Source organism: Flavobacterium gawalongense (assembly GCF_007097265.1).
Lineage (GTDB): Bacteria > Bacteroidota > Bacteroidia > Flavobacteriales > Flavobacteriaceae > Flavobacterium > Flavobacterium gawalongense.
Genome location: NZ_VJZP01000001.1, coordinates 185455 through 202232 on the forward strand (window position 1 = coordinate 185455; position 16778 = coordinate 202232).

The following is a 16778-nucleotide window of genomic DNA, read 5'->3' on the forward strand; positions in this document are numbered from 1 at the left end:
TAGCGTCAGTTCGCTCGAAGCGTCGGGATAAAACCTCCAAACGAATCTAAATTTAGCTAATTAGAAGGTAAATATATTGGATTTAAACTACAAATAAAATTCTTTTCAGAAAAAGTCACTTGATAGTTCTTAAAAGAAAACGAACGGTAAAAAGCGTTAAAAATCGCTTTTAAAAACCCAAAATACAAAGCCAATACTTTTATACTGCTTTAGTAGATTGTGGTCTATTAAATTAAATTCGGTGCAGATTGTACACTGAGTCGTTTGAGAAGTTACACTAATTTGTTTAATTTAGAAATCTATATTCATTTGGTGCAATACCAACCTGTTGCTTGAATAATCTTGTAAAATGTTGTGGATATTTGTATCCCAATTCATAGGCGATTTCACTCACCGATTTTCCTGTATCGAATAATAACTCCTTTGCAGTCTCAATTATTTTTAAATGGATATATTCCAAAGCCGATTTACCAGCTTCTTTTTTAATTAGGTCTCCGAAATAGTTTGCGGATAAATTCAATTCGTTGGCAAAAAATGCAACCGTTGGTATACCAATTGCTTGTGGGTTTTCAGATTGAAAATAATTATTTAACAATGTATCAAATTTTTCTACCACGCCAGTATAAGCATTGTCACGGGTAATAAATTGGCGGTCGTAAAAACGAGTACAATAGTCCAGTACCAATTCAATATTAGATACCAATATTTTTTTACTATGCTTGTCTATCGATTGTTTGAGTTCAAAAACTATTTTCTCGAAACATTCCTGTATCAATTTTTTTTCTTGTTTTGAAAGGTGCAAGGCTTCGTGTACATCATAGGAGAAAAACGTATATTCTTTTATATTTTTTCCTAATGAAGAGCCTCTTATCAAATCAGGATGAAACAAAAGGGCATAACCAGTTGGCTGATAGTTTTTGCCATCTTCTATAATGCTCACTATTTGCTGTGGGGCAATAAACACTAAAGTTCCCTGCTGATAATCATAACTATTTCTTCCATATTTTATTTCGCAATTTTTATCCTCTTTTAGAAAAATGGAATAGAAGCCGAAGCTTACTGCTTCTGCCGATTCTCTCTTTTCTGGTTTTACATTTGAATAATCAATAAAACTAACCAAAGGGTGTAATGTTTCAATATCGACTATATCATTATACTCACTTATTGTTGCTATGTGGGCTATTTGCTTCATATTGTTTTAATTATCTTATACAAATTTATTAAAACTATTGCTGTATTGGCTATATACTACATCTATTCTGTAATAATGGTATGTCATTCTGTAATACGGGTATAAATTTTGGATAAAGTGCTAGTACCTTTGTACTATAAGAAATTAGAATTTAGTATTATGAGAATTAAAATAAAATCAACATGAAAAAAATTGTTTTAGCACTCGCTTTAGTAACCCTTTGTTTATCAGTAAACGCACAAAAAATGAATAACGACAACAAAAAAATTACAGCAATTGAAGATAGAATTGCCATCAAAAATTTAGTAGATACATTTTCAGTTTTAGCTGATGTAAAAGATGTGAAAACGCAACTATTGCTTTTCACTGAAAATGCCGAAGTTTCTTCTGTAACTAACGGTAAGCCGGGCGGAACATTAACAGGAAGAAAACAAATAGGCGAAGCATTTGCTGGTTTTCTCAATCTTTTTGATGTGGTGTATCACATAAACGGACAGCAAACGGTTACTTTAAATGGGAATAAGGCTTCGGGGATTTCATACTGTCAAGTAGTATTGATTGGAACTGAAAATAATAAAAAAATGAAAACCACAATGGGTGTAATCTACCATGATGACTATGTCAAAGAAAACGGTCATTGGTTAATCAATAAAAGACAATCTAATTTTACATGGACGGAAAAAACAGAAATGAAACCTTAAAAAAGAGGTCATGCAAAATAATAAAACGAATACACCACATTAGAACAAAAAAATGAAAAACTAAAAATGAGAAAAAGAGTAGAAACAACCATAAGCGGCATCAAAAAAATGTTTTCAAGAACAAATACATGCAGTAACATTGGAAGGTTTTCTAATAAAACTTACATTGTTTGTATTTGGATTCCAATTAAACAAATCAATTAACTGGCAACTTGAATTAATTACTATCCTGATCACTGATCACTGAACATTGATCACTGATCACTGAATACTGATCACTGAATACTGATCACTGAATACTGATTACTGAACACTGATCACTAAAAAACTGATCACTAAAAACTTTTCTCTACCTTTACTTTATGTTTACACTATTTAAATCAAAACCTGTACTTAAGGATCTAATCCCTGATAACCATATCGATATCCACTCCCATCTTTTGCCGGGTATAGATGATGGCGCCAGAACTTTTGAAGACACGTTACGATTGACCCGAGCCCTTCAAGGTTTTGGGATTTCACAGTTTATCACTACCCCGCACATAATCCAACAGGTATGGGAAAATACCCCTGAGCAAATTCGATCTAAAGAAACAACAACTGTAATGGAATTAAAAAAACAGGGGACCACCGTTCCTTTTAAAGCGGCGGCTGAATACCTGATGGACGATCAGTTTGTGCGACTTTTTCAGTCTCACAATTTATTAACGCTTAAAGACAATTATGTGTTGGTAGAAATGTCATATATAAATGCACCTATCCAGTTGTATACGATCCTATTTGACTTGCAGGTGGCAGGATATATTCCGGTTTTGGCACACCCGGAGCGCTACTTATTTTACCATTATAATTTTAATGAATACCTAAAATTAAAAGCTGCTGGCTGTTTGTTTCAGTTAAATTTATTGTCAGTTGTTGGCTATTATGGTGCCGAAATCGCTAAAATAGCCGAGCGATTGCTACAAAAAGGAATGTACAATTATGTGGGTTCTGATGTGCATCATGACAATCACATTGCCTCTTTTGAACAAAAAGTAAAACTAAAAGACGTAGCACCGTTAAAAGAAGCCATAGCCAACAATCAGTTTTTTAAGTTTGAATAGATATTAAAGCCCAACTCCTATTTCTTTAAATTGAAACTGATCAATACATTCTGTTGCCTGAGCCTGAATTTCTATTTGAATCTTTCTTGATACGAAAGAAAAAAACGAAAATCGCATACATATAAAACACAAGTCCTAAATTTTCGGCTCCCTTTAGGGTCACTCTATGGGACAAGGAGAAAAAATCTTCTTTTGTCCCGTTTTTTTACCTCTAACTCATTGTTAATTAATTATAATTTCGTTTTCTTCACCATGATCTGGAATTTTTACATAAATAATTCCTGTAATATCATCCCAACTATAAGAAATTTTTTCAAAGTCTGCATCGGCAGTTTTTTGTAATACTTCTGTTTTAACTTTCTTAATTTTTGAAGTATTTACGGTTATCTCTTTAGGTTTATTTAAAGTATGCACTTTTATTATATAATTTCGTTGGCCCGCTGGTTTATAACCTTTTTCTTCTCTCGCATTAATCTTGATTGTAAATCCAGATTGGTTTGTTACAGCGGTGAATTTTGTTTTGCAAAAAATATCTCTTTCATAATCTCTACTCTCTCCGTCATCTTCATATAACAAAAAAGAGGTTTCTTTATTAGCTACGCCAGGAAAGACCTCAAGACTGACTGGGTAAGAAGGTTTTTCATGTATGTATTGCATTACTGGCATTGTTGGTATAATTGATCCTTTTTTTACAAAAAGCGGAATTACATCTAGTGGGGCATCAACGGTTATCCATTGTCCTCCTTTATAAACAGTTTTTTTGTCATTATAATTAATCCATTCTCCTTCAGGGAAATACACCTCTTTTGTTATAGCTCCTTTTTCAACAACAGGTGCCACCAACAATTCCCTGCCAAAAAGAAACTGACCATTTAATTGATACGTTTCTGTATCGTTAGGATATTCAAGTAATAAAGCTCGCATTAATGGCATTCCAGTATCATGTGCTTCACGTGCATAGGTATAAATATAGGGGATTAGTTTATATTTTAATTGAATAGCCGCACGTGTAATATTTTCGGCTTCTGGACCAAAAACCCATGGTTCTACAGCATTTCCTCCTTCATGATGCGCACGACTCAGTGGGTTGAAAACGCCAAACTGCATCCAACGAATATATAATTCTGCCATCGCATCATAGTCTTTTATGTCACCACAATATCCCGAAATATCGGAAGTCCAAAACGGAATTATTCCCATACCTGCAGATAGTCCTACCGGTATCTGGTTAGCAAATTGACTCCATCCCTCCAATACATTATTGCCATTCCCTGAGTCGCCTGACCAGCCAAACGTATAACGTTGCAACCCGGCATAAGCAGCTCGTGTCATCTGAAAGACGCGTTTGTTAGGATTGTGTTTGTAAAATTGCTCGGTGACCACCTTGTCCCATGTCAAACCATACACATTATGGATTTCGTTGTGCATACCAAGATTATGTTTCATATTTAACCTGTCGGTAGCATCTTCATTACTCCACGCAGGTTCTCCCATATCAGTCCAGAATCCACGCACTCCATCATTCAATGGCTTTTGCTGATAGTTTCCCCACCAGTCGGCAACCTCAGGTTTTGTGAAATCAACTACACCGCAATTACCTCCCCACGGCCACGGCATATCATAACTCTTACCCGTACGGATATCGGTAGTGAAATACCCATTAGAATTGGCCTCTTTCCATTGTTTTTTATTTACTTGGGAAATAACAGGATCCTGTGAAACGACCATTTTAAAGCCAAGATCACCCAATTCCTTTACCATTTGTTTTGGATTGTCGTAATTGCTTTTCTTCCAGTCAAAATCCTGAAGACCTTCAACCCAACCGATGTCTTGGTAAATAATATCACAAGGAATTTGTCTTTTTCTAAACTCAGCTGCAATTTCTTTTGCTTGGGCTTCGTGTGTATAATTACCACGGCATTGTGAAAAGCCTAAAGCCCATTTTGGAGGCATAATAGGTTTACCGGTAAGCGCTATATAATTTTGAATGATTTGTTTGTAATCATTACCATACATAAAATAGTAAACCATTTCTCCAGCAGGTGCTTCAAAAGAATAATAATCGTTTGATTCACTGCCAAATTTAAACTCTGTCTTATAAGTATTATCAAAGAAAATCCCATAGTGGTTGCTACTCATAAAAAAAGGAATGCTCTTGTACAGAGGGTCTTCATTAACGCCATAACAAGGCTGGTCACTATTCCACATTTTATAACTCTTACCTCGTCGGTTAAGCGACCCTGCTTTTTCTCCTAGTCCAAAAAATTGCTCGTCAGATTTTAATGTTTTGTAACTAGAAATGTGACTGTTATTCTTTACGAATCCTTTCTCATTGTAATCATTGAATAATAATTTTTGATATTCATCGAATACCTGCAATTTAAACGGGAATTTATTCACCCTGATTCTCAATTGTTCCGTAAAAATCTCATAGGCTGAAGTTTCTTCGTTAACATTGACGTTCCCTGACCAACCTAGATCTTCATTGACAACCGCAAATGATTCGTTAAGTCGCTTAAAAGTACCATCCGCAGAAACCCATATTTTTACCACCTGACCACTACAGAATTGTAACAGTACTTTTGCATTGTTTTCACAATTAAAAATTACCTTATTATTGATTATTTTATAAGAGGAACAATTGCCAAGCGTTTGCGTCTCTTTCACTAAATTTTGTGCGCTAAGATTAACCTGAATCAATAGGTTTATCAGAAGTAAATAAATTGATATTTTTTTCATAATTTAAGTTGATTATTAATATAAAGTATTTTGTCCTTGTAAATTAATTCAAGTATATTTTTTTGGAACACATTGTTAATTTATCTTTTTAAAAAATGCAGATTCTGAAATTATTGCTCCTGTTTTTCTACGAAATGAAATGTAAATTCATCCTAAAAAACAATCCGGTTTTTACAATTTTATAATACGACAAAAATCCAGCATGGCAGTATTTTCATCTACATTCATATTGTTATTCCAGTCTTCAAATATAACATTGATACTATTCTCTCCTTTATTTAATTGTACTTTATGCGAATTGCTGTAACTCCAATCTGACCATTCATTTATACCACGCTGTGGCATTACAATCACGCCCGAATAATTCTCATTCGCATACAAACTCCTGATCGCACATTTATTATCCGTATTCCATGGACCGCTGCCGTTAGAATATCTAAAATCAACTTGATACAATCCACTTTCGGCTACTATAACTTTTAAGATTAGTTCCTTGTTTTGGGTTTTTGAAACTTCTACAAAACCACTACCTCCAAAATTAATATAAGGTTTGTCCGATTTTCCTGCAAAATTTTCTACTTCAATTTTTTGTTCGGCAGCTGCAGAATATACTAAAATTGGTTCACTAGTAAAACTTTCATACCCCTTTTCGTCCACTGCACTAATTTTGTATTCTGCAAAACCATCTTTTATTATAGGATATGTAACATTTATAGTTGTGCTAACAACAGTACCATTTTTATAAATAGTATATGCTGCAGCTCTTTCAATTGGATTCCAACCAAGTGCTCCATTCTCCAGTTTAACTTGTGGATTATTAGTTGAAAAATGATTATCTACAAGATTGATATTTCCACTAAAATTGTTATTTTTCATCACAATTTCAATAGTATGATTACCAATTAAACGATTAGAAAGAAAATGCGTATTAGCTTTTTTACCATCAATCGTAAAACTTGCAATTTGATTACCATAACCTTTAACCATAATACTTAAATTGGCTTTTCTGTACTTAAAGTTTTCCAGTTTTTTAGTTCCCCTATATTCTTTTGGAATTGCCGGATGAAATAAAATACCTTCTTCCGTAAACTCCATTCCCATAAAAACGCGATACACCATAGACAGATTCCCTGCCATACTCCAAAGCATGCGGTCTGAATTGATTTCGGTCCCTTTGAAATCCCCATTATCAGCCACCATATTTTCATAATTAGTCAGGAATAAACCAGCTGCTCTGTACAAGGAAGCCAAACCGTGGTTTAAAACTTTTTCATTTCCAACTTTGGCTGCAGCCAAATTCCAATACGACTGGACAAAAGGCCAAATCGCATTGTTATGATACGGCGGAATTCCCGGAATTTGCGGGTAAATGCAAGTTGCACCGTACTCGGTTAACGGACTTTGGGACAAAATCATTTTACTTTGTTTTGCATCGGCAACATCAAATAAAACAGCCAAGGCTTCTCCCAAAGCCTCAAAACGTTTGGATGGTGTCAAAAAATTTCTTCCGTAAAGATATTGGGCATAATATCCTTTGTCTTCCATCCATAATTGTTCGTTTATCCCTTTCTTTATTTCCGAAGCGATGGCATCATATTGCCCATGAGGCTCTCCTAAAATGGTTGCCATTTTGGACAAAATCTGATGTGTTTGAAAGTGCACCACATTAGTTCCTAAATTTTGCGACACGTAAATATCCATGTTGGACATCCATTTTGGATAGGTTTGCTCTCTCCAGTCCAAGAAAGAAGACTCCCCGGAATACATTCCGGTCTGCGAATTACGAATGGTTTTGTAATCATCCGCTGCCGAATTCTTAATGATCGTATAGGCTTTTTTCAACCATGCTGCATCACCCGTTGTTTTATAAACTTCCCATGCGGCTAATGCCCATGTGGTTCGGTCCGAAGAAACCGGCCAGGCGCCACCGGAACCCGTATCCTGAATAATACGGTCTCTTTTGACTTTTTTCAATAAACTGATTTTGGCTACTTCCGGTTCCAAATAAGCAAAAGCCAAAACAATACTATAGCTGATGTCTCTAGTCCAAACCCCGGCCCACTTTGCCCCGGTTCTGAAAGTACTGTCCGGTTCAATAGCCAATTTAGCTTCTTCCAACGAAAGATTATACAAGGCATCCACAATAGGTTGTTGTGAAGTATAAGTAGTTTTAGCCGAAATATCTTGGGTTAATTTCCATGTTTTATCCTCGACTGGAATTAATGGATTTAGTTTTAAAGTAATTTCAAAGATACCATCAGTATCGGCATCGGTCATTTTAAGACCGCGTTCTTCCAAGTTCACAAAGTCCCAGGTAAGCGGCAAAGCGCCTCCTGCAATATACACGCCTTTGAAATCGGCTTGGGCAATTTTGGAACCATCGGAACATTGATAAAATCCTTTTTCTTTGAATTGCTGAAAAACGGCTCTCATATCCAATTTAAAGGTAAAGTCGGTATCCGCAGGTAAAATTCCTTTTGGAGAATCTATTTTATCCGATTGTTGTTGTCCAAAAACATACACTTCCGAAACTTTTTGATTCGTAACCAAAATTTGACGGTCCACGCCTTGCGCCAAATCATTGTCTTTTTCATTGATGCTGAATTTGAATGAAATTAAATTGGAGTAATTCTCATTCTCGGCACTCTTATAATTGGATTGAATCGATGTTGGCGATAACACTTCGGCAACATTTTGACCTTGTATCACTTTATTGTTATGGACACTAAAATTTTTGGAATTATATAAAACGGTCGAATCACTTTTACAGGAAACAACAATAGCGGCAGTGGCTATCACTGAAATCGCTAAAAAATTAATCTTTATTTTCATATGCAGTTTTTATGTGTAGTATTATTTTAAACGTTTTTTGAAATGAACCAACTGATTTATATTGAAGCATGAATTAATAAAGATAAATTTAAAAACAAATCATCCGTTAATTTATAACCCAGATACGGCAATAGAAATCTATTCCTGTATCTGGGTTTAATAAAAAAACTGCCTATCTCCTTCTTTTCTATTGTTGAAGTGATAATTCTCAAATGTATCCACTAATCCTCATCTACAAATTTATTTAAACAAATTACAAACCAATTAAAATTTAAATAATGGGGCGTTTTTACAAAAGGGAATACAATTCAACTAATCGAAGAAGACAAGCAGTAAAGAAGAACAAAGAATTATCTTATTGATATTCGACCACTATCATTCCCCAATATTGCAGCGATGGGATCTTGAATACCAGATAACTACCAACTTGACTAAAACTAAGTTCTTTTGAAGCACCTCCATCCAAATCTGGTGAAGCATACCAAACTTTAGAAACGGTTTGATTATTTTGCAGATTCAAGGTTAAATTCTTCTTTATATCTGGTACCACTTGCTCTCCATTGGTATCTCTCCAATTTAAACTGTTTGCATTAGAAAAGTTAATTAGATGAACAATTTGTTTGTTCCCCACTTTTTTACCTACTACAGAAACACTTGAGGAAACAGGAGGCCAACTATTCAGACTTACTTTTCCATCTCCTGAAATTAAAACCGGATTATTGAAAGTACCGCCATCACGTAATAAATTTTGGTAACCAACTAGGAAATCGTAGTATTTTGGAAGCGTTTTTTTCAATTCCCCATCCATTTGCAAATTATTATTAGGAAAATATTCTTTTGCCAACATATGTTCTCCTAATTCCAAATGAGAACCTCCAAAAGCAAAGATAACCGCATCAGTCAATAACACGCCCGGAGTATTAAAAAACCCGGTCCCGTTTGCCTTATCATAATCCATATATGCCGCGAGTACCGTATTCAGCTTATTATCTGAAAGCGTATTATTTTCTTTAATAATTTCAGCAAGATCCTTGTAACCGTCACGCGGCCCCCAAACTTCGGTGTAAGCCACATCAACTGGTGCGCTTAAAATATTCGACTGTCCATATTGTGCCACTGCATTGAGCATGTTTTTTTTGTTAGGAAATTTGGCTTTCAGATTTTGCAGAAAAGGAGTAAACGTTTCATTCAATGCTACTGAATTTCCGTTGTAACCATATACATTTCCTCTGTCTCCCAACTGATCCAAATGCCAGCCATCGAAATTCAGATTCTGGTATATCAGATTTGTTTTTTCGAAAATATAGTTTTGCCAATCAGTGTTTCCGGGATTGGTCACCAAAATGTCGCTTTGCCAAGAATCCGGCAAATCATGTTTATTGATGTTGGAATGATTCTGGTCATTATACAAAAACCATTGGTTTGAAACTCCGTCAGCACTGTAATCGCTCCAAGCTCCGTAAAGCAAATTATAACTCATCGATGCCATATTGATACCATGTGCTTTGTCAATATAATTTTTAACAGTACTAAAAGCCATTTGCCTGCCTGCAATGTCCAACCAATTTGTCGCGGGACTGGTTCCGTTCATTTTCAACGGCGAATGGTGCTTGTTCCCCCAGTCATAATATTGCAGAGCATTGATATGGTAGTTTTTGAGGTTATCAATAGTTGCCGCAATTTGGCTTTCGCTCATAGCACCAAATTCAGATAAAAAACCATATCTCGGGAATTTGGTCCAGTCAGAAGATACATCCACGGCAACCGTTCCCACAATAACCTCAACTCCGTCAACCGTTTTATACAATTCAACCAAATAACCTTTATAATCGCCAGATGGCGGAGTCCAAGTCCAATTTGCACTGGTCAAAGGATGTTCTGACAGGGTTGTATTCAAATATTTATATCTGATTATACTGTTTTCAGACAGCTTATCAATACTAAAAGCAATAGCGTCTCCTGGAGCATATTTTACCTTGTCGGTTTTAATTACTACTTGTGTTACTGTAGTAGTTTGTTCGGGCGTATAATTAAAACTCTTATCGTTATTATCGCAATTGATGAAGAGTAAAGCCAACAATAGCGACTTTAATATACTTGCATTTTTTTGTTTCATCGTTTGAAATTTAGATTTGAAATAGACCGAGTTATTAGAACAATGACTCGGTCTAAAAATTGTTTTATTGATGCGTAATAGCCATCGATTGCGTATCAAGATTGATAGAAATTTGATATAAACCGGCATCTCCTGTTTGTAATTTCCATTTATTATCTGGGCCATTACAACCATGGGTAATAATATAGTTTCCGTTCGATAAAGATTGATTTGCTGTTGCAGGATTAATCCAATCACCATCACACCAATCACCATAGAATTTTGAAATTTTAAATTCTCCTGTTGCATTACTGTCGCCCAAAGGACCGTTATAGACAAAATTACCGTTACTATAACTCATCGCGACAGGGCTTGCAATATTCCAACCATTTGGACCACCGTCACCTATAATATATAAATTGACTTTTTTGATTTTGATGGTATTCGTTTGTGTATTCAATGTTATTTTATACCTACCTACCTCTGCTGCCGTTATTTTCCATTTATTATCCACGTCACAACCGGAATTTTGGGCAACATCTGTTGATGATAAAGCCTGTCCATTCGTTAACGGTCTGAACCATTCTCCACACCAGTTTCCTAAAGAACCCGCAAGAATTTTAAAATCTCCTTCCACGAAGTTGGCTTCATAAGTAAATACAGATGGATTATCCTGACTTTGGGTAAATGCCTGAGGCGAATCGACAGTCCAACCACTTGGAGACGCATCACCAACTATCCAAATTTGTGTAAATGAAGGTCCGGTTATGGCCTCAATGGTAATAGTCAGATTCAACAAATCAGCCGTTATTTTATACTGTCCTCCTTGGGTTATTTGCCATTGTAAATCTTGTCCGCTACCTCCAATATTGTGTACCATCATATTATCCGCCGATGCACTTTTGGTATAGAAATCCTGACACCAACAGCCATCTCTGCTAACGGGAAGTTTAAAAGATCCAGAACTCAAAGTCCCTAGAAAAATAAATTTTCCTGGCGATGAAGTTGAGGGTGTTAACTGTATCGCATTGGATACATCCCAACCGACAGCAGTGGCACTACCCACCATATACAGCTCTTTTGAAACTGGTAAATACGGTGTAATTGAAAAAGTTGTTGTTGCCACTTGAGCTGTAGCACTTGAATTGGCTACCTTAGCAGTTATTCTTGCCTCAAATTTTTGAACAGCCCCAGGCTGAACACCAAAAGTATTCAGCATGATAAAATTTAAAGAGGCCGAGTTGATTGAAAACGAAAAATTATTGGTCCCCATCTCATATTCCAGAGGAGTAGCAAAGTTATTCCCTTCCTTATCAATTTGTAATACATAACTAATAGAAGCACTGGTTCCATAATTGGTACCCGTTGTCCAATTAAAAGTTAGATTATCATTCGGTTTTCGCTCGTCCAAAACCAATTCTGAAGTTGAAACTTTAAGCGTTAATTTATCATTATTATTAACAATAGAATCGCTCAGTAAATCTTCACAGGAAGTATTCATTAGTGCCATAAATAAGACACAAAGAATAGAAAGTGTTTTTATAAAATTATTTTTTTTCATAACGCTATTTATTAATAACCAGGATTTTGAGTTAATTTTGGATTTCTATCTCTTTCTATTTGAGGAATTGGAAACAATAAATGTTTTTGTGTTGCATTTGTTTTTCCAATGGAATGAAGGAAATCAAGCCCGTATTGTCCACTGAGTACTCGTACCAAATCAAACCATCTTTGCCCCTCAAAAGCCAATTCTATTCTTCTTTCCTTTAATACAGCTAATCTGAAGTTAGCCTGACTTAAACCTGTTGTAATATTTGATAATCCAGCTCTATTTCTAACTTTATTCAATGGAGTTTCTGCTTGGAGTGTTTGTCCTAATTCATTCAAAGCCTCAGCTTTCATTAATAGAATATTTGAAAAACGCAGTATTGGAAAGTTTAAAGGACTATTGTCGTAGGAGCTAGAAACACTTAGTGGTACTAAAAACTTTCTAACATTGAATCCTGTTGTTGAATAACTGGTTTGATACGTTTTTCCATCAAATGCAGGTGCTCCATCATAAAATATAGTAATATTCTTTCTAGAATCGTTAGTTTCATATGAATCTACAAACTCTTGTGTAGGCTGATTCCATCCAAATCCACCTCCTACAAAATTACTTCCTCTTGGCCCCATAAATGGACTTGTCCAAGAAGCTTGATTTTCATTATTCCAAAAACTGTAACCACCATTACTCTCATATTGTACTTCAAATAATGATTCTTTAGAATTTTCTGTTGATGGATTAAAATTGTCTGCATAATTCGTATTCAAACCAAAACCTAGTCCCTCAACCTGAGTGGTTAAATCAACTACTTTTTGCCAGTTATTTCCAAGGGTAAGGTAAACTTCTGCCAATTCTCCAAGAGCAACTCCTTTGTTTGCTCTACCGATATTGCTTCCTGAATACTCACTTTTGTTAGGTAATAATTCAGCAGCTTTTTCTAAATCAGCTATAATTTGTTCATAAATTAAGGCTTTAGATACTCTAGCTGGATATAACTCTGAGTCCGAATTTTGTGGAGTCGTTATTAAAGGTAAATCTCCAAAAAAACGTACTAAAATAAAATAATAATGTGCTCTTAAAAAATAAGCCTCTCCCATAGATCTGTTTTTAATGGTCTCATCTATCTCTAGATTAGGAGCGACACTTAATACAATATTTGATCTTAAAATACCTGGCCATGGCCCTCTCCAAATATCTAATACACCTTGATTATCTGTACTGGTTACAAAATTTGACATATCTTGTGTCTCAATACCATCCGTTCCGCCACCAGCTCCTACAATACTATTCCCTGCCATAATATCAGTAGTCCACATTCTCAAATTATATAATTTAGGCCATTGTAAAGGTTGGTAAGCACCATTAACTAATGTTACTAGTTCTGCCGCATTAGTTGGGTAATTCGAAGTATTAATGGTGTCTAATGGTGCTTTATCTAAAAAGTCACTAGAACATTGGGTACAAGCAAAAATTGCGGATACCAAAACTATTTTTTTTATAAATTTCATCTTTTCTATTTTTTAAAATCCAACATTTAAACCAAGAGATACAATTCTTGTAACTGGATATATATTATTATCAATACCATTAGTTGAAACCTCTGGATCAAAACCTTTGTATTTTGTGAAAGTCAATAAATTCTGGCCTGATAAATAAACTTTTGCATAATCAAAAAACTTCTTTTTCATAGAATCTGTTGGGATTTTATACGAAAGGGTCACGTTTTTGATTCTCATATACGAACCGTCTTCAATGTATCTTGAGGATGCTCTATTGTTATTATTTGGATCACCATAAATGGCTCTAGGCATGCTATTGCCAGTTCCTGGGCCTGTCCATCTTCCTAAAACAGCTGTTGATTGATTTGTGGTAATTGACATTGCTTCATTATAAAGTCTATTGGCATTAAAAACATCATTACCATAAACCCCTTGTAGATAAACACTCAAACTAAAATCACCATAAGTGAATGTATTATTTAATGAAGCTGCAAAATCAGGATTAGGGTTTCCAATGAAAGTTCGGTCTGCATCTGTAATTAAACCGTCATTATTTAAATCTTTAAATCGAACATCTCCAGCTGAAGTGCTGTTACTCGATGAAGTCCCTTGAACTTGTACAGCATGATTATCTACAGCTGCTTGAGATTGAAAAATGCCCTCTTGAACAAATCCATAAAACACATTTATTGGATACTCTTCTTGAATTCGGGATATATTATAGTTTAATCCTAAACCTCCCGTAATCAATGGTGCATCACCATTTAAATCAATTACTTTATTCCTGTTTATTGAAAAAACGAAGTCAGAATTCCAGCTAAATTTATCTTTCTGAATGTTCTTAGTATTAATGACTAACTCAATACCTTTATTTTGAATTTTTCCAGCATTAATATAAGGTACAAAGATGTCGGAATAACCAGAAGTAACTGGTACTGATTGTGGCACTAACATATCGTTAGTATTTTTGACATAAGCATCTAAGGTTATATTAACTCTCTCATTAAAGAGAGAGGCATCGACACCAATATTATATTGCTCTTGAGCTTCCCATTTTACATTAGAATTAGGCAAAACGCTTGGTACAGCCGCACTAACATAACTGCCATTAAAATTATATAGATAGGTATTATAGTTAGAAGAAAATGAATAATTACCGATTTCTTGATTTCCTGTAATTCCATAACCCAAACGTAATTTCAAATCGTTTACGCTTTTTGATTTAAAAAAATCTTCATTTGAAATTCTCCAAGCTAATGAAGCAGAAGGGAATGTACCGTATTTATTTCCTACTCCAAATCGAGAAGAACCATCTCTACGAACAGTAGCTGTAGCATAATATTTGCTTTTATAATCAAAATTTGCTCTAGCAAATGTGGAGAAAATAGCCCATTCAGAACCACTACCATGTAATGAACTTTGAGATATTCCATTATTCAATGTTTGAGTACTTTCACTAGGGAAATTTTGGATCGATCCACTGATAAACTCAAATTTGTTTTGCTGTGCACTAGTTCCTATTACACCTGTAACGTTTAATCCGTTATCAAACTTTTTATTAAAAGTTAGTGTATTATCAAATAACAAAGTGATTGATTGATTTGAAGACTCAGACAAAAAGGCATTTTGCCCTACTTTAGTATCCCAGCTATAGGTAGGTGCCCAAGTTCTGCTTTTCCAAAAATTAGCCTCAGCACCTGCAATTGTTTTGAATTTGAAATTTTTTAAAAAAGTAACTTCTCCAAATAAATTACCTTGAATATTATAGCCCTTAGTCGAATTATCAATTATAGTAGCTTTTCCAATCGGATTATCAACATCTCCTGAATAAATAGCTTGTCCAATAGGACCTGAGAAATTTCCGTTGGCTCTATAAATAGGCTGAGTTGGCAGTGAAAGTAATGCATTTTGTATACTATAATCTCCTTGAGATTTTATATCATGATTCAATTTTAAACTGTTTCCAAATTTTAAATTATCAGAGATTTTAGTATCGCTATTGAATTGAAAAATGTATCTTTTGTAATCCGTATTTATTATAATCCCTTTTTGATCAAAAATATTTAAAGAAGTATATACTTTTGACTTTTCATTTCCAGTTGAATAAGATAAAGTATAATTATTTTGAATTCCGGTTCTGAAAAAAGCGTCTACCCAGTTTGTTCCCACACCCAAAGATGCTGGATTCTGAAAATCAGGATTTGGTGTTAAATCAGCATTATTCAAAATATCATTATGTAAACTGGCAAATTGAGAAGCATTTAAAACCTGAAGAACATCAGTAGCTTCAGATATTCCTGTGGATACATCAAATGATAATGAAGACTTTCCAAGAGTTCCTCTTTTAGTAGTAATAATGACAACTCCGTTTGAACCTCTTGATCCATAAATTGCTGTAGAAGAAGCGTCCTTAAGTATTTGCAAACTTTCCACATCATTCATGTTTACTTGATTTAACCCTCCATTTAATGGCATGCCATCCACAACAATCAAAGGATCATTATTACCAATTGTCCCTGTACCTCTTATTCTAAAAGTTGGATTGTCTCCAGGCTTTCCAGAAGTTATTACCTGAACACCTGCAGCTCTTCCCTGAATTGCATCTCCAACATTAGCTACAGGTTGTTTACTTAAATCAGCCAATTTAATTGTAGAAATCGAACCTGTTAAATCCTTCGATTTCACCTCACCATAGCCAATTATAACAACATTATTCAGCGTTGTTGATTCTAATTGCAGTTTAATATCTAAAAAAGCATTTCCTTTTGGCTTTACCTCTTTGGAAATATACCCCATATAAGACACTATGAAAACTGGATTTTGTTCTGAAACTAAAAGGTCAAAATTTCCAGTAGAATCTGTAATTACACTTAAACTTGATTTTTTTAGCATAACTGTCGCTCCGGGTAAAGGCATGTTGGTTTCGTCCACAACTTTACCGGATAATTTAATTTTTCTGTCTTGAGCCATCATAATGAATGGGGTGACAAGAAAAATTAAAAGGAATAGGGCAAATTTTGTCCTATCGAATGAAGTAATTTTCATAATACATTAATTTTGAGTTAAGTTAA

At 34.8% G+C, this 16778-nt stretch carries 9 protein-coding genes and 1 pseudogene; 3 read left to right on the plus strand and 7 right to left on the minus strand.

Going from position 1 to position 16778, the window contains the following annotated elements; all coding sequences use genetic code 11:
• Positions 1-286: 286 nt before the first annotated feature.
• Entirely contained in the window at positions 287-1192 is a 906-nt protein-coding gene (locus FNW38_RS00910) for a helix-turn-helix domain-containing protein (RefSeq protein ID WP_143385729.1), read from the minus strand.
• A 182-nt stretch (positions 1193-1374) separates the two neighbouring features.
• On the opposite strand from FNW38_RS00910, the gene FNW38_RS00915 reads away from it, so the two are divergent.
• From FNW38_RS00915 to FNW38_RS00920, 3 genes and pseudogenes are all read left to right on the plus strand, one after another.
• Entirely contained in the window at positions 1375-1893 is a 519-nt protein-coding gene (locus tag FNW38_RS00915; protein ID WP_144064396.1) for a nuclear transport factor 2 family protein, read from the plus strand.
• A gap of 57 nt (positions 1894-1950) precedes the next feature.
• Positions 1951-2140, plus strand: a pseudogene (locus FNW38_RS17580) (hypothetical protein); the annotation flags it as partial.
• Between the two features lie 115 nt (positions 2141-2255).
• Positions 2256-2996, plus strand: a complete 741-nt coding sequence (locus FNW38_RS00920; protein WP_143385727.1) for a tyrosine-protein phosphatase — start codon at positions 2256-2258, stop codon at positions 2994-2996.
• 222 nt (positions 2997-3218) lie between these two features.
• Here FNW38_RS00920 and FNW38_RS00925 read toward each other — a convergent pair whose 3' ends face one another.
• From FNW38_RS00925 to FNW38_RS00950, 6 genes are all read right to left on the minus strand, one after another.
• Positions 3219-5735, minus strand: a complete 2517-nt coding sequence (locus FNW38_RS00925; RefSeq protein ID WP_144064395.1) for a glycoside hydrolase family 31 protein — start codon at positions 5733-5735, stop codon at positions 3219-3221.
• Positions 5736-5906: 171 nt separating this feature from the next.
• On the minus strand, positions 5907-8567 hold the full coding sequence (locus FNW38_RS00930; protein WP_144064394.1) for an alpha-L-rhamnosidase-related protein: 2661 nt from the start codon (positions 8565-8567) through the stop codon (positions 5907-5909).
• Between the two features lie 355 nt (positions 8568-8922).
• Positions 8923-10683, minus strand: coding sequence for an endo-dextranase (locus FNW38_RS00935; RefSeq protein WP_185963059.1), 1761 nt, complete (start codon positions 10681-10683; stop codon positions 8923-8925).
• 64 nt (positions 10684-10747) lie between these two features.
• The gene (locus tag FNW38_RS00940) at positions 10748-12223 is read right to left on the minus strand and encodes a SusE domain-containing protein (protein WP_143385723.1); all 1476 of its coding nucleotides are present in this window, start codon (positions 12221-12223) and stop codon (positions 10748-10750) included.
• A gap of 11 nt (positions 12224-12234) precedes the next feature.
• On the minus strand, positions 12235-13716 hold the full coding sequence (locus FNW38_RS00945) for a RagB/SusD family nutrient uptake outer membrane protein (RefSeq protein WP_143385722.1): 1482 nt from the start codon (positions 13714-13716) through the stop codon (positions 12235-12237).
• Between the two features lie 12 nt (positions 13717-13728).
• Entirely contained in the window at positions 13729-16752 is a 3024-nt protein-coding gene (locus FNW38_RS00950; protein ID WP_144064392.1) for a SusC/RagA family TonB-linked outer membrane protein, read from the minus strand.
• Positions 16753-16778 lie beyond the last annotated feature (26 nt).

What these genes read in the sequence shown, in the direction of transcription:
- FNW38_RS00910 (WP_143385729.1), bottom strand. Translation starts at nt 1,192, where the DNA reads ATGAAGCAAATAGCCCACATAGCAACAATAAGTGAGTATAATGATATA.
- FNW38_RS00915 (WP_144064396.1), top strand. Translation starts at nt 1,375, where the DNA reads ATGAAAAAAATTGTTTTAGCACTCGCTTTAGTAACCCTTTGTTTATCA.
- FNW38_RS00920 (WP_143385727.1), top strand. Translation starts at nt 2,256, where the DNA reads ATGTTTACACTATTTAAATCAAAACCTGTACTTAAGGATCTAATCCCT.
- FNW38_RS00925 (WP_144064395.1), bottom strand. Translation starts at nt 5,735, where the DNA reads ATGAAAAAAATATCAATTTATTTACTTCTGATAAACCTATTGATTCAG.
- FNW38_RS00930 (WP_144064394.1), bottom strand. Translation starts at nt 8,567, where the DNA reads ATGAAAATAAAGATTAATTTTTTAGCGATTTCAGTGATAGCCACTGCC.
- FNW38_RS00935 (WP_185963059.1), bottom strand. Translation starts at nt 10,683, where the DNA reads ATGAAACAAAAAAATGCAAGTATATTAAAGTCGCTATTGTTGGCTTTA.
- FNW38_RS00940 (WP_143385723.1), bottom strand. Translation starts at nt 12,223, where the DNA reads ATGAAAAAAAATAATTTTATAAAAACACTTTCTATTCTTTGTGTCTTA.
- FNW38_RS00945 (WP_143385722.1), bottom strand. Translation starts at nt 13,716, where the DNA reads ATGAAATTTATAAAAAAAATAGTTTTGGTATCCGCAATTTTTGCTTGT.
- FNW38_RS00950 (WP_144064392.1), bottom strand. Translation starts at nt 16,752, where the DNA reads ATGAAAATTACTTCATTCGATAGGACAAAATTTGCCCTATTCCTTTTA.